General features: G+C 58.4%; 16 protein-coding genes. 7 read left to right on the forward strand and 9 right to left on the reverse strand.

Annotated elements, in window-relative coordinates; genetic code table 11:
- Positions 1–663, reverse strand: coding sequence for an endonuclease III domain-containing protein (locus ORG26_RS18625; protein WP_266364441.1), 663 nt, complete (start codon positions 661–663; stop codon positions 1–3).
- A gap of 69 nt (positions 664–732) precedes the next feature.
- Here ORG26_RS18625 and ORG26_RS18630 point away from each other — a divergent pair, with 69 nt between their 5' ends.
- Positions 733–1,059, forward strand: coding sequence for a DMT family protein (locus tag ORG26_RS18630; RefSeq protein ID WP_266364443.1), 327 nt, complete (start codon positions 733–735; stop codon positions 1,057–1,059).
- A 52-nt stretch (positions 1,060–1,111) separates the two neighbouring features.
- On the opposite strand, the gene ORG26_RS18635 is transcribed toward ORG26_RS18630, so the two are convergent.
- Genes ORG26_RS18635 through ORG26_RS18655 form a run of 5 tightly spaced genes read right to left on the reverse strand, consistent with a single transcriptional unit; the run spans position 1,112 to position 9,281 of the window.
- On the reverse strand, positions 1,112–3,475 hold the full coding sequence (locus ORG26_RS18635) for a M43 family zinc metalloprotease (RefSeq protein WP_266364445.1): 2,364 nt from the start codon (positions 3,473–3,475) through the stop codon (positions 1,112–1,114).
- Between the two features lie 3 nt (positions 3,476–3,478).
- Positions 3,479–3,988, reverse strand: a complete 510-nt coding sequence (locus ORG26_RS18640) for a hypothetical protein (RefSeq protein ID WP_266364447.1) — start codon at positions 3,986–3,988, stop codon at positions 3,479–3,481.
- Between the two features lie 3 nt (positions 3,989–3,991).
- Complete coding sequence (locus ORG26_RS18645; protein WP_266364449.1) at positions 3,992–4,822, reverse strand: hypothetical protein; 831 nt, start codon at positions 4,820–4,822, stop codon at positions 3,992–3,994.
- A gap of 37 nt (positions 4,823–4,859) precedes the next feature.
- A complete protein-coding gene (locus ORG26_RS18650; RefSeq protein ID WP_266364452.1) occupies positions 4,860–6,221 on the reverse strand; it encodes a RagB/SusD family nutrient uptake outer membrane protein in 1,362 nt (453 codons plus the stop codon).
- Between the two features lie 6 nt (positions 6,222–6,227).
- On the reverse strand, positions 6,228–9,281 hold the full coding sequence (locus ORG26_RS18655; RefSeq protein WP_266364454.1) for a SusC/RagA family TonB-linked outer membrane protein: 3,054 nt from the start codon (positions 9,279–9,281) through the stop codon (positions 6,228–6,230).
- A 237-nt stretch (positions 9,282–9,518) separates the two neighbouring features.
- Between ORG26_RS18655 and ORG26_RS18660 the strand changes: the two genes are divergently transcribed.
- From ORG26_RS18660 to ORG26_RS18670, 3 genes are all read left to right on the forward strand, one after another.
- Complete coding sequence (locus tag ORG26_RS18660; RefSeq protein ID WP_266364456.1) at positions 9,519–12,620, forward strand: SusC/RagA family TonB-linked outer membrane protein; 3,102 nt, start codon at positions 9,519–9,521, stop codon at positions 12,618–12,620.
- Positions 12,621–12,647: 27 nt separating this feature from the next.
- Positions 12,648–13,991, forward strand: coding sequence for a RagB/SusD family nutrient uptake outer membrane protein (locus ORG26_RS18665; RefSeq protein WP_266364458.1), 1,344 nt, complete (start codon positions 12,648–12,650; stop codon positions 13,989–13,991).
- Positions 13,992–14,155: 164 nt separating this feature from the next.
- Positions 14,156–15,007 (forward strand): SDR family NAD(P)-dependent oxidoreductase, encoded by an 852-nt coding sequence (locus tag ORG26_RS18670; protein WP_266364460.1) that lies wholly within the window; start codon positions 14,156–14,158, stop codon positions 15,005–15,007.
- Between the two features lie 100 nt (positions 15,008–15,107).
- Here the strand turns inward: ORG26_RS18670 and ORG26_RS18675 are convergent, their stop codons facing one another.
- Complete coding sequence (locus ORG26_RS18675; protein ID WP_266364462.1) at positions 15,108–16,682, reverse strand: CehA/McbA family metallohydrolase; 1,575 nt, start codon at positions 16,680–16,682, stop codon at positions 15,108–15,110.
- A 64-nt stretch (positions 16,683–16,746) separates the two neighbouring features.
- On the opposite strand from ORG26_RS18675, the gene ORG26_RS18680 reads away from it, so the two are divergent.
- Positions 16,747–17,346, forward strand: coding sequence for a hypothetical protein (locus tag ORG26_RS18680; protein WP_266364464.1), 600 nt, complete (start codon positions 16,747–16,749; stop codon positions 17,344–17,346).
- Positions 17,347–17,467: 121 nt separating this feature from the next.
- On the opposite strand, the gene ORG26_RS18685 is transcribed toward ORG26_RS18680, so the two are convergent.
- The gene (locus ORG26_RS18685) at positions 17,468–18,235 is read right to left on the reverse strand and encodes a DUF2490 domain-containing protein (RefSeq protein ID WP_266364466.1); all 768 of its coding nucleotides are present in this window, start codon (positions 18,233–18,235) and stop codon (positions 17,468–17,470) included.
- 105 nt (positions 18,236–18,340) lie between these two features.
- Between ORG26_RS18685 and ORG26_RS18690 the strand changes: the two genes are divergently transcribed.
- Positions 18,341–18,550: a heavy-metal-associated domain-containing protein gene (locus ORG26_RS18690; RefSeq protein WP_266364467.1), complete on the forward strand. Its 210-nt coding sequence runs from the start codon at positions 18,341–18,343 to the stop codon at positions 18,548–18,550.
- Between the two features lie 99 nt (positions 18,551–18,649).
- Here ORG26_RS18690 and ORG26_RS18695 read toward each other — a convergent pair whose 3' ends face one another.
- Positions 18,650–19,042: a DUF4870 domain-containing protein gene (locus ORG26_RS18695; protein ID WP_266364469.1), complete on the reverse strand. Its 393-nt coding sequence runs from the start codon at positions 19,040–19,042 to the stop codon at positions 18,650–18,652.
- Positions 19,043–19,246: 204 nt separating this feature from the next.
- On the opposite strand from ORG26_RS18695, the gene ORG26_RS18700 reads away from it, so the two are divergent.
- Positions 19,247–19,966 carry a sterol desaturase family protein gene (locus tag ORG26_RS18700; RefSeq protein WP_266364471.1) on the forward strand — a complete coding sequence of 240 codons (720 nt, stop codon included), beginning with the start codon at positions 19,247–19,249 and terminating at the stop codon, positions 19,964–19,966.
- Positions 19,967–19,972: the final 6 nt, after the last annotated feature.

Consider the following 19,972-nt stretch of genomic DNA (forward strand, 5'->3'; position numbering starts at 1 on the left):
TCAGCGGTGTTTCGTCACGCCCACCTGCTCGCACCAGGCCAGAACGGGGCAGGTGGAGCAGTGCGGCAGGCTGCCCGTGCAGATGTTTTTGCCGAAAGGCATCAGCAGCCGATTGATGTCCACCCATTTCTCCGGCGGCACCCGCTGTTCCAGGGCCAGCATCGTCTGTTCCGGCTGGCGGGTCAGCACGTATCCCCAGCGGTTGACGACCCGGTGCACGTGAATATCGACGCTGATGCCGGCCTGACCGGTCGAGACGCCCAGCGCGAGATTGGCACATTTCGGCCCCACGCCTTTCAGACTGGTCAGCAGGTCGTATTCCGGTGGAAGGGTGCCTCCAAACTCATCGACGGCCCGGCGGGCAATGCCGAGCATGGTCTGGGCTTTCTGTTCGGGATAACTGCTGCCGTACAGCAGCGCCGCCAGCTCGTTGGCGGTCAGCTGGAGGAGTTCGTCGGGCGTCCGGGCTTTTTCAAAAAGACGGAGCGAGACGGGGATGGTCGTTTCGTCGAGCGTCCGGATGGAGACGATGCAGGAAAGGAGCTGCTCGAACAGACTTTGGTAGCCCCGTTCGTAAAGATCGAACATGGCCGCTTTGGGATACGGCCGGATGGCTTCTTCGATGCGGGACAGGACGAGATCGAGCGAAAAATCGGGTTTCATGGTCGTTAAACCCCCGGAGGCTGCTCAGAGTTTAGAACCTTATTTATCGTCTTATCCCCAACTTCTCTCATGCGTACCGTTTTTCTGCTGATCCTGTCGAACCTGTTCATGACGACCGCCTGGTACTGGCACCTCCGTTACAAGGGCGAACCGCTCTGGAAGGTCATTCTGATCAGCTGGCTGATTGCTTTTGTCGAATACTGTCTGGCGGTTCCGGCCAACCGCATCGGCTCGTACCAGTTCTCCGCTTTCCAGCTTAAAATCATTCAGGAGGTGGTGAGCCTGCTGGTGTTTGTAGGCTTTGCCGTGCTGTACCTGAAAGAAGAGGTTCGGTGGAATTACCTGGTCAGCTTCGTATTTCTGGTGCTGGCCGTATTCTTTGTTTTTAAAAAATAAAAACCGGAGCCTCGGGAGAGGTCCGGTTTGAGAGCGTTTTTGCGCCGACGGACTAATATTTCACTATCCGTCGCCGGTACACTTTTTCTCCCAGGCGCACCTCTACCCAGTAGGTTCCCGCCGGATACTGCCGCAGGTCCAGGCCGCGACGGAATTCGTCGGCCGTCTTCTGATGGGTTTCCCGGATGATTTCCTGGCCTTTCAGGTTCCGTATGCCCAGGTTCAGTGTTCCGCGCTGGGTGTTGCTGAGCGAAACTTCCACCTGCCCGTCGCTCGGGTTGGGCGTCACCCGCAGCGGGTATTCAGCGGCGGGTGTGGCGGTCACGGTCCCGGCCCGGACAAACACCCGTGCCGAGGCGGTGGTGTTACAGAGGTCGATGCCGGAGCCTGTGACGGTGTAAGTCGTCGTTTCGCGGGGCGTGGCAATCACCTGCGGACCCAGCAGCGCACTCAGGGTCGGCGAAGCGCCCCAGTTGAACACGCTGGCCCCCCGGGCACTGAGCGTTACGGTTTCGCCGGGGTTGATAAACTGGGCCGAAGCCGAGATCTGCACCGAAGGTTTCATGCCGATATTGGCCGAAATGGCATGGGCAATGTTGAGCCCCTGTCGGATGGTGACGCGCTCCCATACCCTGTTGGAATCCAGTTCCCAGGCCGTGGCCTGTGTCGATTCCCCATTGCGGGTTGTAAATAGCGCCACCGTATCACCGGCCGCGTAGGGAAGCAGGATGCCCACGTGGAAGGAAAGGCCAAAGATCGGTACATTCCGGTCGAAGGAAACGGTGGTGGGGCGACCCGCCGCCACGTCGGCCAGAATGACGCGCAGCGGAATATCCTTGGCACCCAGCACGGCACCCGGCCCTCCCTGGAAGCCGCGCCCGTTCCAGACCATCACGGTCACGATCGATTCGGTGTTGGCTCCCTGAGCGGCCTTAGCCAACCCAAAGCGGAAGCTGGCGGTACTCAGATTGGTGTAGCCCAGTTCATTGTTAAACTGCTCCGATAGAGCCTGAACTTTGCGGCTGCTCTGGCCCGACACATATCCTCTTCCGTTCGGCTGCCGGATGACCGTCGGCGTGCCCTGGAAGTTCGTCACGTCCGTACACAGGCCCTGGTTCAGTACTTCGATGTATTGCTCCCGAACCAGCGAATCGGTGCCGGCGGTATTGGACACCACCAGCTTGACCCGAAAACGGCCCGGGGTGTTGTAGGTGACGGTCGGATTCTGGGTTGTGGAGCTCTGCGGGTTGCCGCCTTCGAAGGTCCAAACCCAGCGATTGGGGAAATTGCCCGAAAGGTCGGTAAAACGCACGGAGCCGCCCAGCAGCACGCGGCGGGTTTCGGACCGGAAATTCGGTATGGGACGGCTCGTAACCAGAGTGCCGCAAACGTTGGACGAAGTCAGCGAAACCCGGCGCGGACTCAGTTCCATCACGGCCCGCATCCGGTCTTTCTGTCCCTGCGTAAAGACGTTGAAACAGCCGTCGTCCGAGTAATCCATGTAGTTCTGCACCATGTTGGCGCCGCCGCAGCTGACCCGCCCGACCTGACAGCCCCGGCTTTCGGACTCCTGAGTAGGCGTATCGGCCACAAAATCGTCGCCGCAGCGGCCATCGCCCCAGATGTGGCGCAGGCCGAGCCAGTGGCCTACTTCGTGCGTGAGCGTGCGGCCAAGATTGTAGGGGGCCTGCATCACCGGGAAATTGCCCTTTTCGGCATTGCCGAACGACTGGTAGCGGATAACCACACCGTCGGTACTCGCCGCACCGCCGTTATCCGGAATCCCCGCCAGCTCCGACTGGCTCGGAAACTGGGCGTAACCCAGCAGCCGCTCGTCGACCGGTGCAAAGTCTACGACCCAGATGTTAAAATATTTGTTGGGGTCCCAGTACGTGCCGGGTTTCAGAACGCCTTCAATATCGTCGCGGCTCCAGTTGGCGCGGTTGCCGTTAACGCGATCAATGCCCCGCTCCGCCATCGGACGGCCCTGAGGGTCGAGGGCGGCGGCGCAGAACTCGATTTCTATGTCGGCTCCGACCGGATTGTCATTGAAGCCCCGGGTGCCCGGTTTGCGACGGAAGTCTTCGTTGAGGGTTTCCAGCTGGGACCGGACCTGGGCTTCGCTGATGTTGCGCCCTGTGCCGGAAGCTTCTCCGTTATGCACAATATGGACCACCACGGGGATGGAAATGACCGCCAGCTGCATGCGACCCGAGCGGCGCAGTCGGTTGATCTGGGCTACTTTTTCCTGAAGCGTTTTCTCAAAATCCCCGAGGGTACCCAACTGCGGGAAACGGGCGCGCAGCAGGCTGTCCATTTCCATCGTGGCGCATTGCTCGGGTTGCTTTGTCAGTTTCTGCGACCAGCCTGCAAAAGAGGCAAGCAGCAGGAAAGTGGTTACTAAAAGTCGATTCATAACTTACCGGTTGGAGGAATTGAACGTAAACCGATAGCTGGCGTTCAGTTGATCGGGAGTGAATTTCTCCCAATACAGTTCGACCGTCAGCGTCGTTTCCGTCAGGCTTTTAATGGTAAACGGCACCAGCGAACCGCCGAAAAAGGCAGGAATGGGCATTTCCAGCGTGGCGTTGGCGTTGACCAGCGCCCAGTTGGTCGTCAGGAGAAGGTCCGGGTCGTCGGGTGAACATTTCAGCGGCCCGTCGGTGTACTCAAACTGTTTCTCCGCGTTGGCGTAAAAGACATACTGGTCGTCGGCTTCGCAGGCGTTCAGGACTTCGTTTATGGGAATCGCGCCGGAATCCTCTCCGTTATCGATGACCCGCACGGTCACCAGCCGCCAGGTTTTTTTGGTGGTGCCCGTCAGCAACTGGGAATAGGTCGTCGGCTGCGGCTCAATTTTTTCCGAGCAGCTGATATAAAGCGGAGACAGGGCCGACCATAACAGCAGATTGCGTATCAGTCTTTTCATAAATTACTGCGGTATATAGGTCAGGGTCTGGGTAATGGTCGTATCGCGCTGCGTGACCGTATTCTGCACTTTGATGCGCAGATTGAGCGTAATGCGCCGGTCGCGGGGGTTCCACGAGCCGGTGCCGGAGATGGTATCCCGGGGCGCTTCCAACTGGTCGTTACGCTGGGGCGCGATAACCAGCGAATTGTCGCCAACATCCGTAAAGGTCAGGCTGGCTTTGGTTGCGTTGAAACTGAAGAACCCGATGTTCCAGTTGGTGAGGGTGTAGGTTTTACAGTCCAGACTGGTGATGTCGATATCCGGGACGCTTACCGTAGTGCTTCCCGCCCGCCGTGTACCGGTGTACTGCCCGCTCAGCAGGCAATCGTCCTGAATGGTGAACGTCAGCTGCCGCCCGATGGGGTTACGCGTGCCGAAGCCGAGCTGTAGATTCGAGGGCTTGACGGCGGTCATCGTAAAAACGATATTCTGCGATTCCAGAATGTTGTTGGCATTGTTGACCATCCGCAGGGTGATGGTGCCAAAGCTCTGCCGCGCCGGAATGATCACTACGCCCCGGGTGCCCTCAATGACGTAATCTTTTCCTTCGCGGGCCGTGCCGCCGATGGCGTAGGAAATGGAAATCGGCTCGGTCAGCTGTGGTCCGGCGTTGTGAACGCGAATGGTAATGGGCTTGCTGTAGCTTTCGCGGAAGGCCAGCGTCGAGTCCGTAAAACGCACATGGTACGGTCCTTCGAATGTCCGGTCGTAGTCGGTTTCCTCGCAGGCCCAGAAGACGGTCAGCAGCGCCGCCAGGGACAGCAGACCGGTAAAAATTCGTTTATAGTTCATTATTCGAAATCTTAATGCTTTCTGATTCAATAATGGCTTAGTAACCCGGGTTCTGGGCGTTTTTCAGGGCGGGGTTGCGCTGGAGTTCTCCCTGCGGAATGGGCCAGAGTTCGAACCGGCTGTTCCAGTTGGGATACAGGGCCGTCATTACCGTCTGGGCGCGTCCGGTCCGGACCAGATCGTACCACCGGTGTCCTTCAAAGGCCAGTTCGTAGACCCGTTCCTGCTCGATGACCCGCAGCATATCCGCCTGGGTCAGCGTGCCGATAATGGGCGCACCCGCCCGGTTCCGCAGCACGTTGATGTCGGCGGCGGCGCTGGTGGCTCCGGAAAGTTTGTTCTGCTGCGCCCGGGCTTCGGCCCGGATGAGGTACATCTCGGCGAGGCGGAAAATAACGATGTTGTTGTTATCGGCCGTGCCGGTCCCGTATTTCCGGACCGTCCAGCCGTTGTCGCTCCCGCGGAGTTGCTGGGGGTCAAAGGAGATGGTGCCCGACCGGGTGCCGGATTCAGCCGAAATCAGCTGCGGCACCAACGGGTTCGAGGGAATCACTTCGCGCCGCCCGACAAACAGGTTGTTCAGGCCAAAATTGCTGGTTCCGGGATCATCGGTCAGGCTGTAGCCTACTTCCAGAATAGACTCCCGCGTGAAATCCTTTTGGATAATGGTCTCATAGTCCGCCTCCAGGGAGTACACTCCGGAGTTGATCACCTGACTGGCGAACTGCTCAGCCTGCGTCCAGTTTTTGGCGTAGAGGTAATAGCGGGCCAGCGCCGCCCGGACGGTGTTTTTCGAAGCAAAGGCGCTGTTGGTCGAACGTTCGGGCAGATCCGTCAGCGCCGCCTGATAATCCTGGAGGACGGAGGCGAGCACCGTCGCCCGGGCCGTCCGGGGTACGTTCCGGTTGGCGTTCTGGTCGGTGGTGGTAACCAGGGGAATGTCGCCGTAGGTGTAGGTCCCGATGAAATTGGAGAAACCGCGCAGAAAGCGCATTTCGGCCGTCACCTGCTTGCTGGTACTGCTCGGCAGCGAGGTGATGGACGGAAGCCGTTCCAGCACGAAGTTGGTCACGTAGATGGTCCGGTACAAAGCGCCCCAGAGCGCGGCGACCGCACCGTTGGCGGCGGTCAGCTGCTTGGTGCCCAGTTCCTGATAATCGGTGAAGGTGCCATTGTGCTGGATGTAATCAGCCGAAAAATCCCCGGCAATGACCATCGGGGAGGCGATCGAGCGAAGCGCGCTGTAGGCCCCGAGCCGGGCGGGTTCCACGTCGGCAACTTCGTTGAGCACCAGAGCGTCCACCAGCAGATCGACGGGTTTAGGTTCGAGAACCGACTCGCAGGCGGTAAATCCCCCCGTCAGCAGGGCAATGAGTGTATATTTTTTTAATCGATTCATAAATTGTCAGAAAGTAAGCGTTACGCCGGCCGTGAGGTATTTCACCTGCGGTAACGTGAAGAAATCAATGCCCTGGGCCGTGGTGGAACCATCGAGGGTGCTCACTTCCGGGTCCGGACCCGAATACCGTGTCAGCGTGTACAGGTTGGTGCCGGAAACGTAGACGCGGGCGTTGCTGAGCCGGAACCGTTCGATGTACCGGCGGGGTACGCTATAGCCCAGCACGACGTTCCGCAGGCGCAAATACGACCCGTCTTCGATAAAACGGCTGCTGTGGTAGTTGTTGTACGTGTTCTGGTAGACGTACCGCGGAACGCTGGTGATGTCGCCCGGCTTCTGCCACCGTTCGAGGGCTTTGCGCGACTGGTTGTCCTGCAGGTTGGCCCCGGTATTGACCAGCGTTACATCCGAAAAATTCAGAATCTTGTTGCCGTAAGAGCCTTGCAGGAAGAAGCTCAGCTCGAAGCCTTTGAACGAGATGCGATTGGTCAGGCCGCCGAACAGCAGGGGCTGGGCGTTACCCAGAATCTGCCCGTCGTCCGGCGAGATGCGGCCATCCTGGTTTTTATCCTCGTAGATGGCGTCGCCCGTGGCCGGGTCCACCCCGAGGAACTTCAAACCCCAGAAAGTACCGAGCGGCTGGCCGGGCAGCACGACGTTGGTGGAACTGACGCCGTTGCCGTCGTAACCCCGGAAAAGCGGCTCGGCGCTGGCCAGTTCCACCACTTTGTTGCGGTTGTGCGACAGGTTCAGGTCCGTCTGCCAGCGGAAGCCGGTGCGGTTGCCGCTGGTCCGGTCGATGTTGACCGTCGAAAGCGTAAATTCCAGGCCGCGGTTCGAGACCTTCCCGATGTTGCCCTGAACAGCCCCGAAGCCGGTGGTCAGCGGAATGGGTTCGGCAAACAGCAGGCGGTCGGTCAGGTTGTCGTAGGCGTCCACCGAAGCGCTGATCCGGCCGTTGAAGAAAGCCACATCGACGCCCACGTTGGCCTCCCGGGTGCGTTCCCATTGCAGGCTGGCATTGGGCAGGGCGGCCGGACCCAGACCCGTCGAGCCGCTGTAGGTCGCCGCGGCCCAGGTGCCCAGAAACTGAAAGTCGCCAATCCGCTCGTTCCCCGTAAAGCCGTAGCTGGCCCGCAGTTTCAGGTCATTGAGAAACGATACATTTTTCAGAAATTCTTCCTGCGACAGCCGCCAGCCGACCGAGGCAGAAGGGAAGGTGCCGAACTGACGGCTGCGGCCAAAGCGCGATGAACCGTCGTAACGGGCCGTCAGGGTCAGCAGGTAGCGGTCGTCGTAGTCATAACGCAGTTCGCCGAAGGTGGAGAAGAGGCCGCTCCGGACAACACTCGCAGATCCCTGGTCCACAATCCCGGCCGAGGTGATGTACGTGAAGTCGTCGCTGGGGAAAAGCCGTCCCTGCACGCTGCCCGAACGTTCCTGCCGTTGCAGTACTTCCAGCCCCAGCAGGGCGTTGAAGCGGTGTTTTTCCCGCAGAATGTAGTTGTACGTCAGCGTATTCGTGTTGATCAGGGTCGAGTAGTTGCCCGTGATGAAAACCCCGTAGCCTTTGCCGCCCACGCTTTCCAGAAACCCGCCGATGGCCGTCGCCGACGACTCAAACTGGTCTTCCGTCACGTTGTTGAAATCAATGCTGACCTTCGACCGCAGCCGCAGATTCTGCAGGATTTCGTATTCCGCAAACAGACCGCCCAGGATTTTGACCGTGTACGTGTCGAAACGCGGCAGAAGGGCCTGCGCCACCGGGTTGAAGTTGGGAAAACCGGCGTAGTTCGGGTCGCTGGGTCCGTAGAGCTGGCCCTGTTCGTTGTAGGGCGAATAATAGGGCAGACTTTTGACGGCTCCGGAGTAAACCCCGTCGAGGAAGTTGTCGCCTTTCACCCGCTGGTTGAGCGTGCGCGACAGCGTCAGGTTGGTGCCAAACGACAGCTTGGAGGTCATTTTATGGTCGAAGTTCAGCGTACCGGCAAAACGGGTGAAGCGGTTGTTGAGCTGAACGCCCTCTTCATCCCGGTAGCTGCCGCTCAGGTAGAACCGCGTGCGGTCATTGCCGCCGCTGGCCGAAGCCTGATACTGCTGGAAAATGCCCTGCCGCAGAATGGCGTCCACCCAGTCCGTTTTGATGCCGTCGGTCACGCCGCGCACCAGACCCAGCTTGTCGGGGTCCTGTCCGGCATTGGTAACGGCCTCCCGCTGCAGGGTCAGCAGTTCGGTGGAGTTGAGCAGGCTGGGACGCTTGATGATGTCCACGAAACCCCGCTGCACATCCGCCGTGAACGTGGTGCGCTGGTTGTTCTTGCCTTTTTTGGTGTTGATCAGCACCACCCCGTTGGCGGCCCGCGACCCGTACTGGGCTTTGGCCGAAGCGTCCTTGAGGATTTGGATGGATTCAATGTCGCTGGGATTGAGCAGCGAAAAGGCGTTGTCGTTCTGCCCGCCAAAGTCCCGGCTCGACAGCTGGCCGTCTTCCACCGGAACGCCGTCCACGATGAACAGCGGGCGGTTGGAGGCCGAAATGGAGGTGCTGCCCCGAACCCGCACCGTGATGCCGCCCCCCGGCGTACCCGACGACTGGGTCACCTGCACGCCCGCGGCCTGCCCCTGTAGCGCCTGGTCGAAGCTGTTGATGGGGATATCCCGGAATTTTTCGGGCGAGACCTGCACCACCGAGCCGGTGATGTCTTTCTTCTGTACGGTATTATACCCCGTTACCACCACCTGGGCGAGTTCGTTGACCGATTCCTGCATCTGCACGTTGATCGTCGAGCGGTTGCCGACGGTGACGGTCTGCGAGACCAGCCCGATGGAGGTGAAAACCAACACGGCCCTGTCGCCCGGTACGGTGATGCTGTAGTTGCCGTTGGCGTCGGTGCTGACACCGTTGGTAGTGCCCTGAACCACGACGCTGACGCCCGGAATGGTGCTGTTGTCCTGCGTAGACGTCACCCGCCCGGACACGCGCCGATCCTGGGCCTGCAGAAGCCCCGGTAACGTCAGCAGCACAAGAAATAGGGTAAGATAGGAGTAATGATTCTTCATGAAGGAAAGATACAGAAGAACAACCGGCTATCGACGATTGCAATTAAAGAATGCAAAATTGGATAAAAGTAAAGAAAGCGAAATATCAGCACACATCAAAGTGACAATACGGGTAAAATAGGCATTTTGTGGCATAATTAAATGGCAATTTGTTGACAATCCGACTTATTAATTTTTAATTAAGCTTTCTGACAAAATAAAGTGCTTCCCTATCCATCTAATTTAATCCATTGTCAAATGAAAAGAATTCTACGCTATGGCCTGCTGATGCTGACAATCCTGACAGCACTTGGGGCGCATGCACAAACAAGAGCGGTGACCGGCCGTGTCACTTCATCCGATGACGGAAGTTCCCTGCCGGGTGTGTCGGTAACGGTGCTTGGCAGTACTCAGGGAACGCTGACCGATGAGTCCGGCAATTACCGCATCAACGCCGCCGACGACGCAACGCTTGTCTTCAGCTTTATCGGCTTTGCCTCGCTGGAAGAGAAGGTCAATAACCGCTCCGTAATCAATGTGGCCCTGAAAGCGGACATCCGCAACCTGAATGAAGTCATCGTGACGGGGTACGGCCAGCAGATCAAGCGGGAATTAACGGGGAATATTGCCAAAATCCGCCCGGCAGATATCCAGGACCAGCCCGTGACTTCGCTCGACCAGGCGATTCAGGGAAAGGCCGCCGGGGTGCAGGTCAACGCAGGCAGCGGCAAACTCGGCCAGGGCATTCAGGTGCGCGTCCGGGGCCAGTCTTCCGTATCGGCCTCCAACCAGCCGCTGTACGTCGTGGACGGGATTCCGGTGACGACCGAAAACCTCGCCTTGTCGGGCGGGAACACCAACCCGTTGTCGGACATCAACCCGCAGGACATTGAATCCATCGAAATTCTGAAAGATGCCAGCGCGGGAGCCATCTACGGTGCCCGGGCGGCCAACGGGGTGGTGCTCATCACCACGCGGCGCGGAAAGGCCGGTCGGACCAATGTCAATTTCGGAGCGCAGTACGGGGCCAGCACCCCCACCAAAAAGGTTGATTTCCTGAATACCGAACAATACGTCAACTTCTACCGGCAGGCGGCGGCCAATTCGGACCGCATTGATGAACTGGACCCGAAGGACCCGGATTCGTACACTTCGTACATGGAGCAGTTCTTTGAAACGCAGGGCCTCGGAACCTTCGGCACCCAAAATCAGGCCAGCACGGACTGGGGCGCGCTGGCGTTTCAGGACGCGCCTTTCCAGCAGTACGACCTGAACGTCAACGGTGGCAACGAAAAGACGACGTTTTACCTCTCGGGCCAGATTCTGGACCAGAAAGGCATTCTGATCGGCAACGCCCTGCAACGCTACTCGGGCCGCATCAACCTCGATCACCGGATTTCGAACCGGGTGCGCATCGGCTTCAATACCGGCCTGAGCCGCACGCTGAACGAGCGGATTTCGGGCGACCGGCAGTTTGATAACCCGATGCAGATGGTGGCCCTGCCGCCGATGACGCCGGCCACCGATCCCCAGACCGGACTGCCGGTTGGTATGCCGCCGGGCGACATCAGCATTCCGGTTTACTACAACCCGCTGATCAACATCGGAAACGCCTATTACAACACCACGGTGTACCGCAACATCAGCAGCCTCTACGGCCAGCTCGACATCCTGAAGGGCCTGACATTCCGTTCGGAGTTCGGTCTGGACGTGCTCAACCAGCAGGAGGAACTGTACTACAACAGCAAGACGCAGCGGAACTTCAACGCTCCGCAGGGCCTGGGCCAGAACCGCTACGTTCGGGTGGAAAACTACAACACCAACAATTTCTTCCTCTACAACACGGGCTTCGGCCGCCACGCCCTCGACGCCACCCTGGGTATGTCGTACCAGCAGTCGCTGGATAAGCGGAACTACATCGAAGGACAGGATTTCCCGTCGGACGCCTACCGCATGATCATCAGCGCGGCCCGCAAAACGGATGGAAACTCGACCCAGGCGGATTTCCGCTTTGTCTCGTATTTCGCCCGTGCCAACTACAAATTTGCCGACCGGTATCTGCTGGGCGTAAGCGCCCGCGTGGACGGCTCGTCGCGTTTCGGGCAGGACAGCCGCTACGGGTTCTTCCCGGCCGTTTCGGCAGGCTGGGTGCTGTCCGAGGAGGATTTCCTGAAAAACAACGGAACCATCAGCTTCCTGAAAGTCCGTTCGAGCTACGGCCGGACGGGGAATGCCGACATCCAGAACGCCGCCAACACCGCGACGCTGAATTTCCCGCAGCTGGGCCTGTTTACGGGCGATGCCGGTTATGCCGCCCTGCCCGGTCAGCGGCCTTCCCAACTGGCTAACCCGGACCTGCGCTGGGAGCAGACCGACCAGTTTGACATCGGCGTTGACTTTGGTCTGCTCAACAACCGGATCAACGGGGAAATTGACTACTACAACAAACAAACCTCCGGCCTGCTGCTGAACGTAAACGTGCCCGGCACGACGGGCTTCGCGACGCAGTTCAAGAACGTCGGTAAGCTGGAGAACAAAGGCTTTGAATTTGTGCTGAATACCGAAAACCTGACCGGTGCCCTGCGCTGGTCGACGAGCCTCAACTTCTCGACCAACCGCAATAAGATCACCGACCTGCAGGACCAGGTCATCGAGGGCGGTCTAAGCTCCATGAGCCGGGCCGTGGAAGGCCAGCCGCTGGGCGTGTTCTTTACGGCGGAATACGCCGGGGTGGACCCCGCCAACGGCGATGCTCTGTGGTTTAAGAATACGGCCAATCCGGACGGCTCCGTGGACCGCACGACGACCAACCGCTACAACCAGGCGCAGCGCGTGGTGGTCGGCAACCCGCTGCCGAAGTGGCAGGGTGGCGTCACCAATACGCTGAGCTACAAAGGGCTGAGCCTGAGTGTCTTCTTCAACGGCGTATTCGGCAACAAGATCAACTTCTACGGCGTGGGTCGCTTCTCGTCGGCGAACGGCCGTTTTGAAGACAACCAGACGGTCGACCAGCTGGCCGCCTGGACGCCGCAGAACCCCAATACCAACGTGCCCGAGGCCCGGCTGTTCTTCAACAATGGAGCTCAGCCGTCGAGCCGCTTTATTCTGGATGGCTCCTACGTTCGTCTTCGCAACGTAACGCTGGCTTACCAATTGCCGAAAGCCCTCATCAACCGCGTGAAGCTCAACAATGTCCGGCTGTTTGTGACGGGGCAGAACCTGCTGACGTTTACGAACTATGCGGGCTGGGATCCGGAAGTGAACGCCGACGATATTGTCACCAACATTGCGCTTGGCTATGATTTCTACACGGCTCCGCAGGCGCGGACCATCACGGGAGGCATCAACATTGGTTTCTAATTTTCCGGACAAACGAACTTTAGCATTATGAATAAATCCATCAAAATCCTGTTGCTGGCCGGCGCTACCACGTTTCTGGTGACGGCCTGCGACAGCCGGCTGGACGTACAGCCAACCCAGAGTATTGAAGCCGGCACGGCCCTGGCTACCGAACAGGACGTACAGATTACCCTCACCGGGACGTACGACGGCATCTCCGATGTCAATGTCTACGGCGGCGGCATCCAGTATATGGGCGACCTGCTGGGCGACGACCGGGACGTAGTCTTCGGCGGCACCTTTACCACGCTGGACGAAATCTGGCGCAAGTCCATCACCACGTCCAACACGGTGGTTCGTGATTTCTGGCTCGACAGCTACAACGCCATCAACCGGGCCAACAACGTCCTGAACGCCCTCAGCAAAGTGGGGGAGGCCAACCGGGGCAATATTGAAGGACAGGCCCGTTTCATCCGCGGACTGGTGTATTTTGACCTCGTTCGCTTCTTCGGAAAAAGCTGGAACGACGGCACCCCGGCCCAGAACCCCGGCGTCCCGCTGGTGCTGACACCGACCAGCGCGGTCACGGAAGCCGACAACCGCAAGCGGAATACCGTAGCCGAAGTGTACACCCAGGTCCTCGACGACCTGACCAAAGCCGAGCAACTGCTGCCCGCCCGTCAGACCGGGGGGACGGGTTTTGCCACGAAAGGTGCGGCTCAGGCCATTCTGGCCCGGGTGTACCTGCAGCAGGGCAATTTTGCGGCCGCCCGGGACGCCGCCAACCGGGTGATTACCTCCGGCCAGTATTCGCTGGCGCCGTCGTATGCCGAAGCGTTTACCGACGCCAGCCCGGAGACGGTGTTCAAGATTATCGTAACCGATCAGGATGGCGTCAACGACCTGAACACCTATTTTGCCTCCACCACCAACCAGGGCCGGGGCGACGTACGGGTTCAGCAGAAATACCGGCAGCAGTTTGCCGCGGGTGACGTGCGCGGAACGTTCTTCACCACGACAGGCCAGAATACGTTTACCAACAAGTTCAACGACCGTTTCGGTGATGTTCCGGTGGTGCGTCTGGCCGAAATGCACCTCATCCGGGCCGAGGCCAACGTCCGGCTGAATGCCGCCGTGGGGGCCACGCCGCTGGCGGATGTAAACGCCATTCGCGCACGGGCGGGCGCGGCTCCGCTGACAGCCGTAACGCTGGCTTCTGTCCTGACCGAGCGCCGTCTGGAACTGGCTTTCGAAGGCCAGCAGATTCACGACGTAAAACGGACCGGGGCCAGCGTTGGCAGTACGGCCTTCAGTGCCAATAACCTGATTCTGCCCATCCCGCAGCGGGAAATTGATACCAACAAGGAACTGACTCAGAACCAGGGATATTGACCCTACACCTGTTTTAAGCATGAAGAGCAGCTGGACCTCCGGCTGCTCTTTTATTATCAGACAATCCTTCGTTGATGCTCGTGGCTAAGTATCTGGATTTTTACTTTACCGGGACGCCATTTTTGTCTAACTTATTCGGAGTTTAATCCATAAACAGTTCGCCTATGAGCACATTTTACCAGAAAGTTGCTTTTATTACAGGTGCTGCCTCCGGAATCGGTCGTACGGCAGCCCTTCAACTGGCGGCGCGCGGTGCGATGGTAATCGCCACGGACGTGAACGAGTCTGGTGTGGAAGCCCTCGCCGAAGAAATCCGGCAGCAGGGCGGGAAAGCCGAGTATTTTCGGCTGGACGTGACGGATTATCATGCCGTACGGACGCTCATCCGCTACTGCGTGAATAATTACAAACGACTGGATTATGCCTTCTGCAACGCCGGAATCGGGGTGGCGGGCGAGGTCCGCGACATTCCCATCGAAGACTGGGAGCGGGTCCTGAGCGTCAACCTCAACGGCGTCATTTACACCGCTACCGAGGCGTACAAAGTGATGGTCGAGCAGGGGTTCGGTCATATCGTAACGACCGCTTCGCTGGCGGGCCTGACGTATGCGCCGGTGCTGGTGCCCTACCTGACCACCAAACACGCGGTCGTCGCCTTCTCGCGGGCGCTGCGGCTGGAAGGGAAGGACCTGGGCGTCCGGGTATCGGCGTTCTGCCCCGGCTACATCTCGACCAATATCTACGAATCATCACTCTACTCCGGCGCCTCGTTTGACGAATTGATGGCGCTGAATCAGGTCAAAAAGATTCCGGTGGAGGAGGCCGTCGAGCAGTTGCTGAAAGGCGTAGCCGAGAACCGGGAGCTGATTGTGATGCCGCTGTACGGCAAACTGCTCTCCTGGATGACCCGATTCTCCTACCCGATTGTCCGCTCGTTCTCCATGCAGGAACTGGCCAGGTTCCGAACCGTCCGGAAAGTACCGATCCGGCAGGGAGAGACGGTGGAAAATGAATAGTGAATTAGCGAATAGGCTCCGCTTTGTCAGAATTGCTGGCTCGGCGGAGCCTATTCGCTAATTCGCTATTCACCGCTGCGGCGGACCGCTAATTCGCTATTTACTTCAGCTTTCCCCTCAACTCCTCCACAATCCGCCGGGTTTCTGCGATTCGTTCCTTCAGGCCTTTTCGGTAATACCAGGCCCGGAATTCCGGTTTGTCGCGCTCCTGATCCAGCTCTTTTTCGATTTCCTGCAAATAACGCTCGCTGAGGTCCAGGTACTGCCTGACGGTGGCGGGGTTGTGAAAACCGCTTCCGTTCAGGCTGATGTAGACGGGTGTGGTGTGGGCAATCTGCTGCGGACCGGCGTAGCAACGGGCCGCCAGCCACAGGCCATGCTCCGGCTTGTAACGAAAGCGCAGCGTGAGGTTTTCGGCGGTTTGTTCCGGCGCCCCGGTGCTGACCGAGGCCAGCACCTGCCCGTGCCCGACGATTTCGAGCCGCTCCAGCGGGACCTTGCCCCGGTGCCCGAACGCCTGAGCGGTGATCGTCAGCGAGTCGCCCGGCGCAGGGCGGAGGGTGTCGCCCGGCATGGCCTCACCGACCCGCAGGTGCAGCATAGGCCCCGTGGTAGCAAATGTATGGCCGCGTCGGACGCCCTGAAGCCATTTTTCGTAGGTAAACGGGCCGTCGAGATGCGTGTAGAACCGGGCGTTGCCGATGCGGGCCGTCCGTTCGGCGGGGCCGTGCTGGTGGTCGTGCCCGCACCAGGGAAAATCCGAACCGGCCACGGCGGTCAGGGCGTACCCCAGGTCCAGCAGGTGATAAAAATGGGCGGTTCGCAGCGGCTGCTCATCGTGGCAGAACTGAAGAATTTCGAGCAGATCGACCTTCCGGCGCAGTCCGTCGAGCGTCAGGCCGCGATACCCGTGAAAGGATTCGGCCTGGTGGGCGTACCCGGTCAGCCCGCCGCGGCGGTGCAGTTCGTCGAACACTTTGTCGTAATAGTAATAATCGTCCCGGTACCGGACCGATTTGTCGGCGCCCAGCCCCAGCGCGTGGCCCAGTTCGGGCGTGCGCGGGTCTTCCTGGCCGGACGTCAGGAGAAAATTGCCTTTCTGGTAATTGCCGGACGTCCCGAAGGCGTATTGCGGGTAATAGGTCTCCCAGAAATCGCCCATCTTCAGCAGCACGCCCACGTTGAGGTCTTCGGCCCGCAGCCAGTCGAGGAGAATGGGGTTTTCGCGCGGCGATCGCCGGATGTGGATGTGGTCGTCGGCCGAGTACCACCCGCGCGCCGCCATGTCGATCCAGCGTTTCATCGAGAACGTCCGGCTGAGCGGGTTGGCGGCCCTGACCACCAGTTCGTGTTGCTGGTCGAGAAATTCAGGGCCTTTGGACAGGGTCAGCTGATAGGGGCCGGGCGGCAGGCTGAGCCGGAACGTGCCTGAAGTGTAAAACGAACTGTCCGGCTGAAAACCGTAGCCGTCGGCATGGTCCCAGAGTCCGTACATGACGGCGAGCGCCTCTGCGGGCAGGCCGGGAAACGGTCGGCCCACCCGGGTGATCCGGACCCGCACGGGCGTGGGCTTGCCGGTCGCCGCTTCCAGCACCCGAACGGCGACCGGAACGGCGTTTTGGGCGCGCAGGTCAGGGGTCAGGATAAAAAGCAGAAGGCAGAGAACATACTTCATACTTGGAGTATACGTAAATTCGTTCTAGGAACATCCTTCTTGCACAAGAATCGCAGAATTATTGATGAAAAACGCCTTCTTTGCCCTTCTGATTTGCTGTCTTTTTGCCGTTTCCTGCCACCGCCCGCACGCCCTTTACCAGCGAATGCCGGTTGAAACCTTCCGGCAGCCTTCCGCCCGCATTGCCCCCCAACCGGCTCCGACCCCTGTCCTGACGGACTCTTCCGACTGGGTTAGCCTCCTTGCCGACTCAGCGGCCCTGCCCGAACCCGCCCCGGAAGCCGTCGCTTCCATACTGCCCCTGAAACCCTCCGAGCCTTCCGGCCGCATCCGGCAGCACGCCCGTCATGTCGCCAGTCTGCTCCATACTTCCGCCGCCACGTCCTCATCTGAAGTGGAAGCGCAGCCGCGCCCGAAGCCGAAGGCCCGGACAGGCGAAAAAAAGACTCTGCGGGAAATTCTCGGCCTCAAGCCCCGCCCGAAACTGAACTGGTGGCAGCGCATCCACTGGTCGCTGAAAGCCTCCGTGCCGGTCATTCTGGTCGCCGTTATCTTCGCCCTGCTCAAAATCAATCTCCTCGCCATCATCTTCGGCCTCCTCGGCGCCTTCCTGCTGATCCGGGGACTGAAAAAAGAATTCAAAGTCCGAAGACCCTGGTTTTGAAAGGTTGAATGGTTGAATGGCTCCGCAGAGGTTAGCTAAGCGGAGCTATTCAACCATTCAGTCATTTAACAAATTAACCATTCAGCCATTCAGCCAATCAATCATTCAACCAATCAACCATTCAATCAAACGGCGTCGGTAGCCGCAGGATGCCCGTATGCGACCGGGGGATGCGGAATACGGCCGTCAGGACGAGGTTGTTTTTGTGACGGGGTGTACCGGGGGAGTAGTCGTACTGGTTGAGCCAGCCAGCCTGCAGAATCCATTCGGGGGAAAGTTCGTAGCCCAGCCCGGCGTACAGGCGGTTCCGCTCGAAGGGCTGGAGATTTGGGTTGAGGAAAATCTCGTTGTAGGTCGAAACAAACCAGGTTTTGGCCTCGATTTCCTCGTTGTTCAGCGGAATCTGCAGGTTCAGGCGGTAGCGGATGCGGTTGCGGTACTCGTCCCGGTCGCGGTGCGTGAGCCAGCGCTGTTCAACCCGGTACCGATGCTCGAACTTCAGCCGACCGATGTTCTGGCTTTGCGTCAACTGCTGCCAGAGCCGCGTTTCCCGCGTCAAAGGCGAATCGTATTCGTCCACCTGGTAGGTGGTGTAGCGGCCGACGCCCAGCAGGACGGTGAAGTTTTTACTGATGTCGTAGCTGATGCCGCCCTTGTATTCGTAATAATTGAAATCCCGGAGAACGCCGACCATCCGGACCTGCGCTTCTGCAAAACCGCCCCAGCCTTTGGGTCCGCCCGGCAGTTGAACGGTTAGAATTCCCCAGCTTCCCCATCGGTTTTGTTGCGCCCGCAGCGCCTGCGTGGGTCCCAGTAGTAAACAAAAGAAGATAACAGCCGGAAGGGTCCATTTCCTCCCGCAAGCCAATCGGTAATGTAAGTGTTTCATGTACTTCGCAAAATGGTGCACAAGTTCGGAAAAATCCTGTACGAACCGAAGGCCGAACCGTTGTTACCTTTGTCCTGTTAAAAAACTAAATAACCAGGAAAAGGGATGAGCACACTTAAGTTCAAAACAACCATAAAATGCGGGGCCTGTCTGGCGACCGTTACGCCGCACCTGAACAATGTCACGGGAATTGAGAGCTGGGATGTAGACCTGAAAAGCCCCGAGCGCACGCTGACCGTCGAAACGGCCGGAGCAACCGGGGCTGATGTCGTGAAGGCCGTGACCGAAGCCGGATTTAAGGCGGAAGCGGTGTAAAAACGCCCGGCCGGGAAACGAACAGCGTTCCCGAAGGGCCAACGTTTCGTTCCGAAAACGCTTTGCCACTCAGGAACGCTGTTCCCCGAAACCTGCGGTTTACTGAATAAACCGGATCGTAAACGGATATTTATAGTACTCGCCGTTGTTGGCTTTGATGGAGGCAATGACAAACAGCACCAGACTCACCACGGCTACAATCGGCAGGATAAAAACACCGATGGCAATGATGAAGAGCAGAAAGCAGACCGCGTAAGCGATGGTCATGGTGATCTGGAAATTCAGGGACTCTTTGCCGTGAAAGTCCACAAAGGCGGATTTATCTTTCTGCGTTTGCCAGACAATCAACGGACCAATGATGTTTCCGAACGGAATGAGGAAGCCCGCCAGGGCGCTAAGGTGGCAAAACATTCCCCACATCCGTTCGTCCGACTGGCTCAGGGAAGAATAGGGGGGAGGTGGGGGCGGATTGTGGTAAGATTGGCCTTCCATAAGGATAAAAGGTTTGTTTGTAGTAAGTTACTATAATTGCAGGTATTTGCAATAGCGCGAGAGTCGCTGCCTGACGAACCATCGTGCAACTTCATTTCTGCCTTTCTCAACCGTTTGCCGGCGACGGACGAAATTGATATTTGTCAAGGATTGGAAATGAAAAATGGGGGAGGTTTGAATTGGCAACCAACTCATTCTTAAACCATGTTACCAATCATCTTTGCTACGTTCGCGTTCTGTTTCCTGCTCGAACGCCTCGTTCCCGGCTGGAAATTACCCGCCGTTCCGACCTGGACGATCCGGGTGCTGGCCATCAACTTTGTCCAATTGATTGTCGTCCTGCTGGCAGGCATCAGCTGGGAAAAATGGCTTTCCGCCTATTCGGTATTTCACCTTTCCGATCATGTCGGGCCAGTTGGCGGGGGCGTGCTGGCTTACGTCATCGCTACGTTCGTCTTTTACTGGTGGCACCGCTGGCGGCATACCGTCGATTTTCTTTGGAAACACTTTCACCAGATTCACCATAGCCCGCAGCGAATTGAGGTCATCACGTCGTTCTACAAACACCCGCTCGAAATGACGGTTAATTCGATCATCGGCAGTCTGCTGGTCTATACGCTGCTCGGGCTGGATCTGGAGGCGGGAGGCATTTATACGCTTTGTACGGCTCTGGGTGAGTTTTTCTACCATACCAACGTCCGGACTCCGCAGTGGATTGGTTACATTTTCCAACGCCCGGAAATGCATCGCATTCACCACGAATACAACAAGCACACCAACAACTACGGCGATATTGTCTGGTGGGATATGCTCTTCGGGACGTATCAGAACCCAAAGGAATTTAAGTCGTCCTGCGGTTTTGATGAGGAAAAAGAACTGAAGCTGGGCGAGATGCTGCGCTTCAGAGACGTGCATCAGGAGTAAAGCAAA

This window comes from Tellurirhabdus rosea, from assembly GCF_026278345.1.
GTDB lineage: Bacteria > Bacteroidota > Bacteroidia > Cytophagales > Spirosomataceae > Tellurirhabdus > Tellurirhabdus rosea.

What these genes read in the sequence shown, in the direction of transcription:
- ORG26_RS18625 (WP_266364441.1), bottom strand. Translation starts at nt 663, where the DNA reads ATGAAACCCGATTTTTCGCTCGATCTCGTCCTGTCCCGCATCGAAGAA.
- ORG26_RS18630 (WP_266364443.1), top strand. Translation starts at nt 733, where the DNA reads ATGCGTACCGTTTTTCTGCTGATCCTGTCGAACCTGTTCATGACGACC.
- ORG26_RS18635 (WP_266364445.1), bottom strand. Translation starts at nt 3,475, where the DNA reads ATGAATCGACTTTTAGTAACCACTTTCCTGCTGCTTGCCTCTTTTGCA.
- ORG26_RS18640 (WP_266364447.1), bottom strand. Translation starts at nt 3,988, where the DNA reads ATGAAAAGACTGATACGCAATCTGCTGTTATGGTCGGCCCTGTCTCCG.
- ORG26_RS18645 (WP_266364449.1), bottom strand. Translation starts at nt 4,822, where the DNA reads ATGAACTATAAACGAATTTTTACCGGTCTGCTGTCCCTGGCGGCGCTG.
- ORG26_RS18650 (WP_266364452.1), bottom strand. Translation starts at nt 6,221, where the DNA reads ATGAATCGATTAAAAAAATATACACTCATTGCCCTGCTGACGGGGGGA.
- ORG26_RS18655 (WP_266364454.1), bottom strand. Translation starts at nt 9,281, where the DNA reads ATGAAGAATCATTACTCCTATCTTACCCTATTTCTTGTGCTGCTGACG.
- ORG26_RS18660 (WP_266364456.1), top strand. Translation starts at nt 9,519, where the DNA reads ATGAAAAGAATTCTACGCTATGGCCTGCTGATGCTGACAATCCTGACA.
- ORG26_RS18665 (WP_266364458.1), top strand. Translation starts at nt 12,648, where the DNA reads ATGAATAAATCCATCAAAATCCTGTTGCTGGCCGGCGCTACCACGTTT.
- ORG26_RS18670 (WP_266364460.1), top strand. Translation starts at nt 14,156, where the DNA reads ATGAGCACATTTTACCAGAAAGTTGCTTTTATTACAGGTGCTGCCTCC.
- ORG26_RS18675 (WP_266364462.1), bottom strand. Translation starts at nt 16,682, where the DNA reads ATGAAGTATGTTCTCTGCCTTCTGCTTTTTATCCTGACCCCTGACCTG.
- ORG26_RS18680 (WP_266364464.1), top strand. Translation starts at nt 16,747, where the DNA reads ATGAAAAACGCCTTCTTTGCCCTTCTGATTTGCTGTCTTTTTGCCGTT.
- ORG26_RS18685 (WP_266364466.1), bottom strand. Translation starts at nt 18,235, where the DNA reads ATGAAACACTTACATTACCGATTGGCTTGCGGGAGGAAATGGACCCTT.
- ORG26_RS18690 (WP_266364467.1), top strand. Translation starts at nt 18,341, where the DNA reads ATGAGCACACTTAAGTTCAAAACAACCATAAAATGCGGGGCCTGTCTG.
- ORG26_RS18695 (WP_266364469.1), bottom strand. Translation starts at nt 19,042, where the DNA reads ATGGAAGGCCAATCTTACCACAATCCGCCCCCACCTCCCCCCTATTCT.
- ORG26_RS18700 (WP_266364471.1), top strand. Translation starts at nt 19,247, where the DNA reads ATGTTACCAATCATCTTTGCTACGTTCGCGTTCTGTTTCCTGCTCGAA.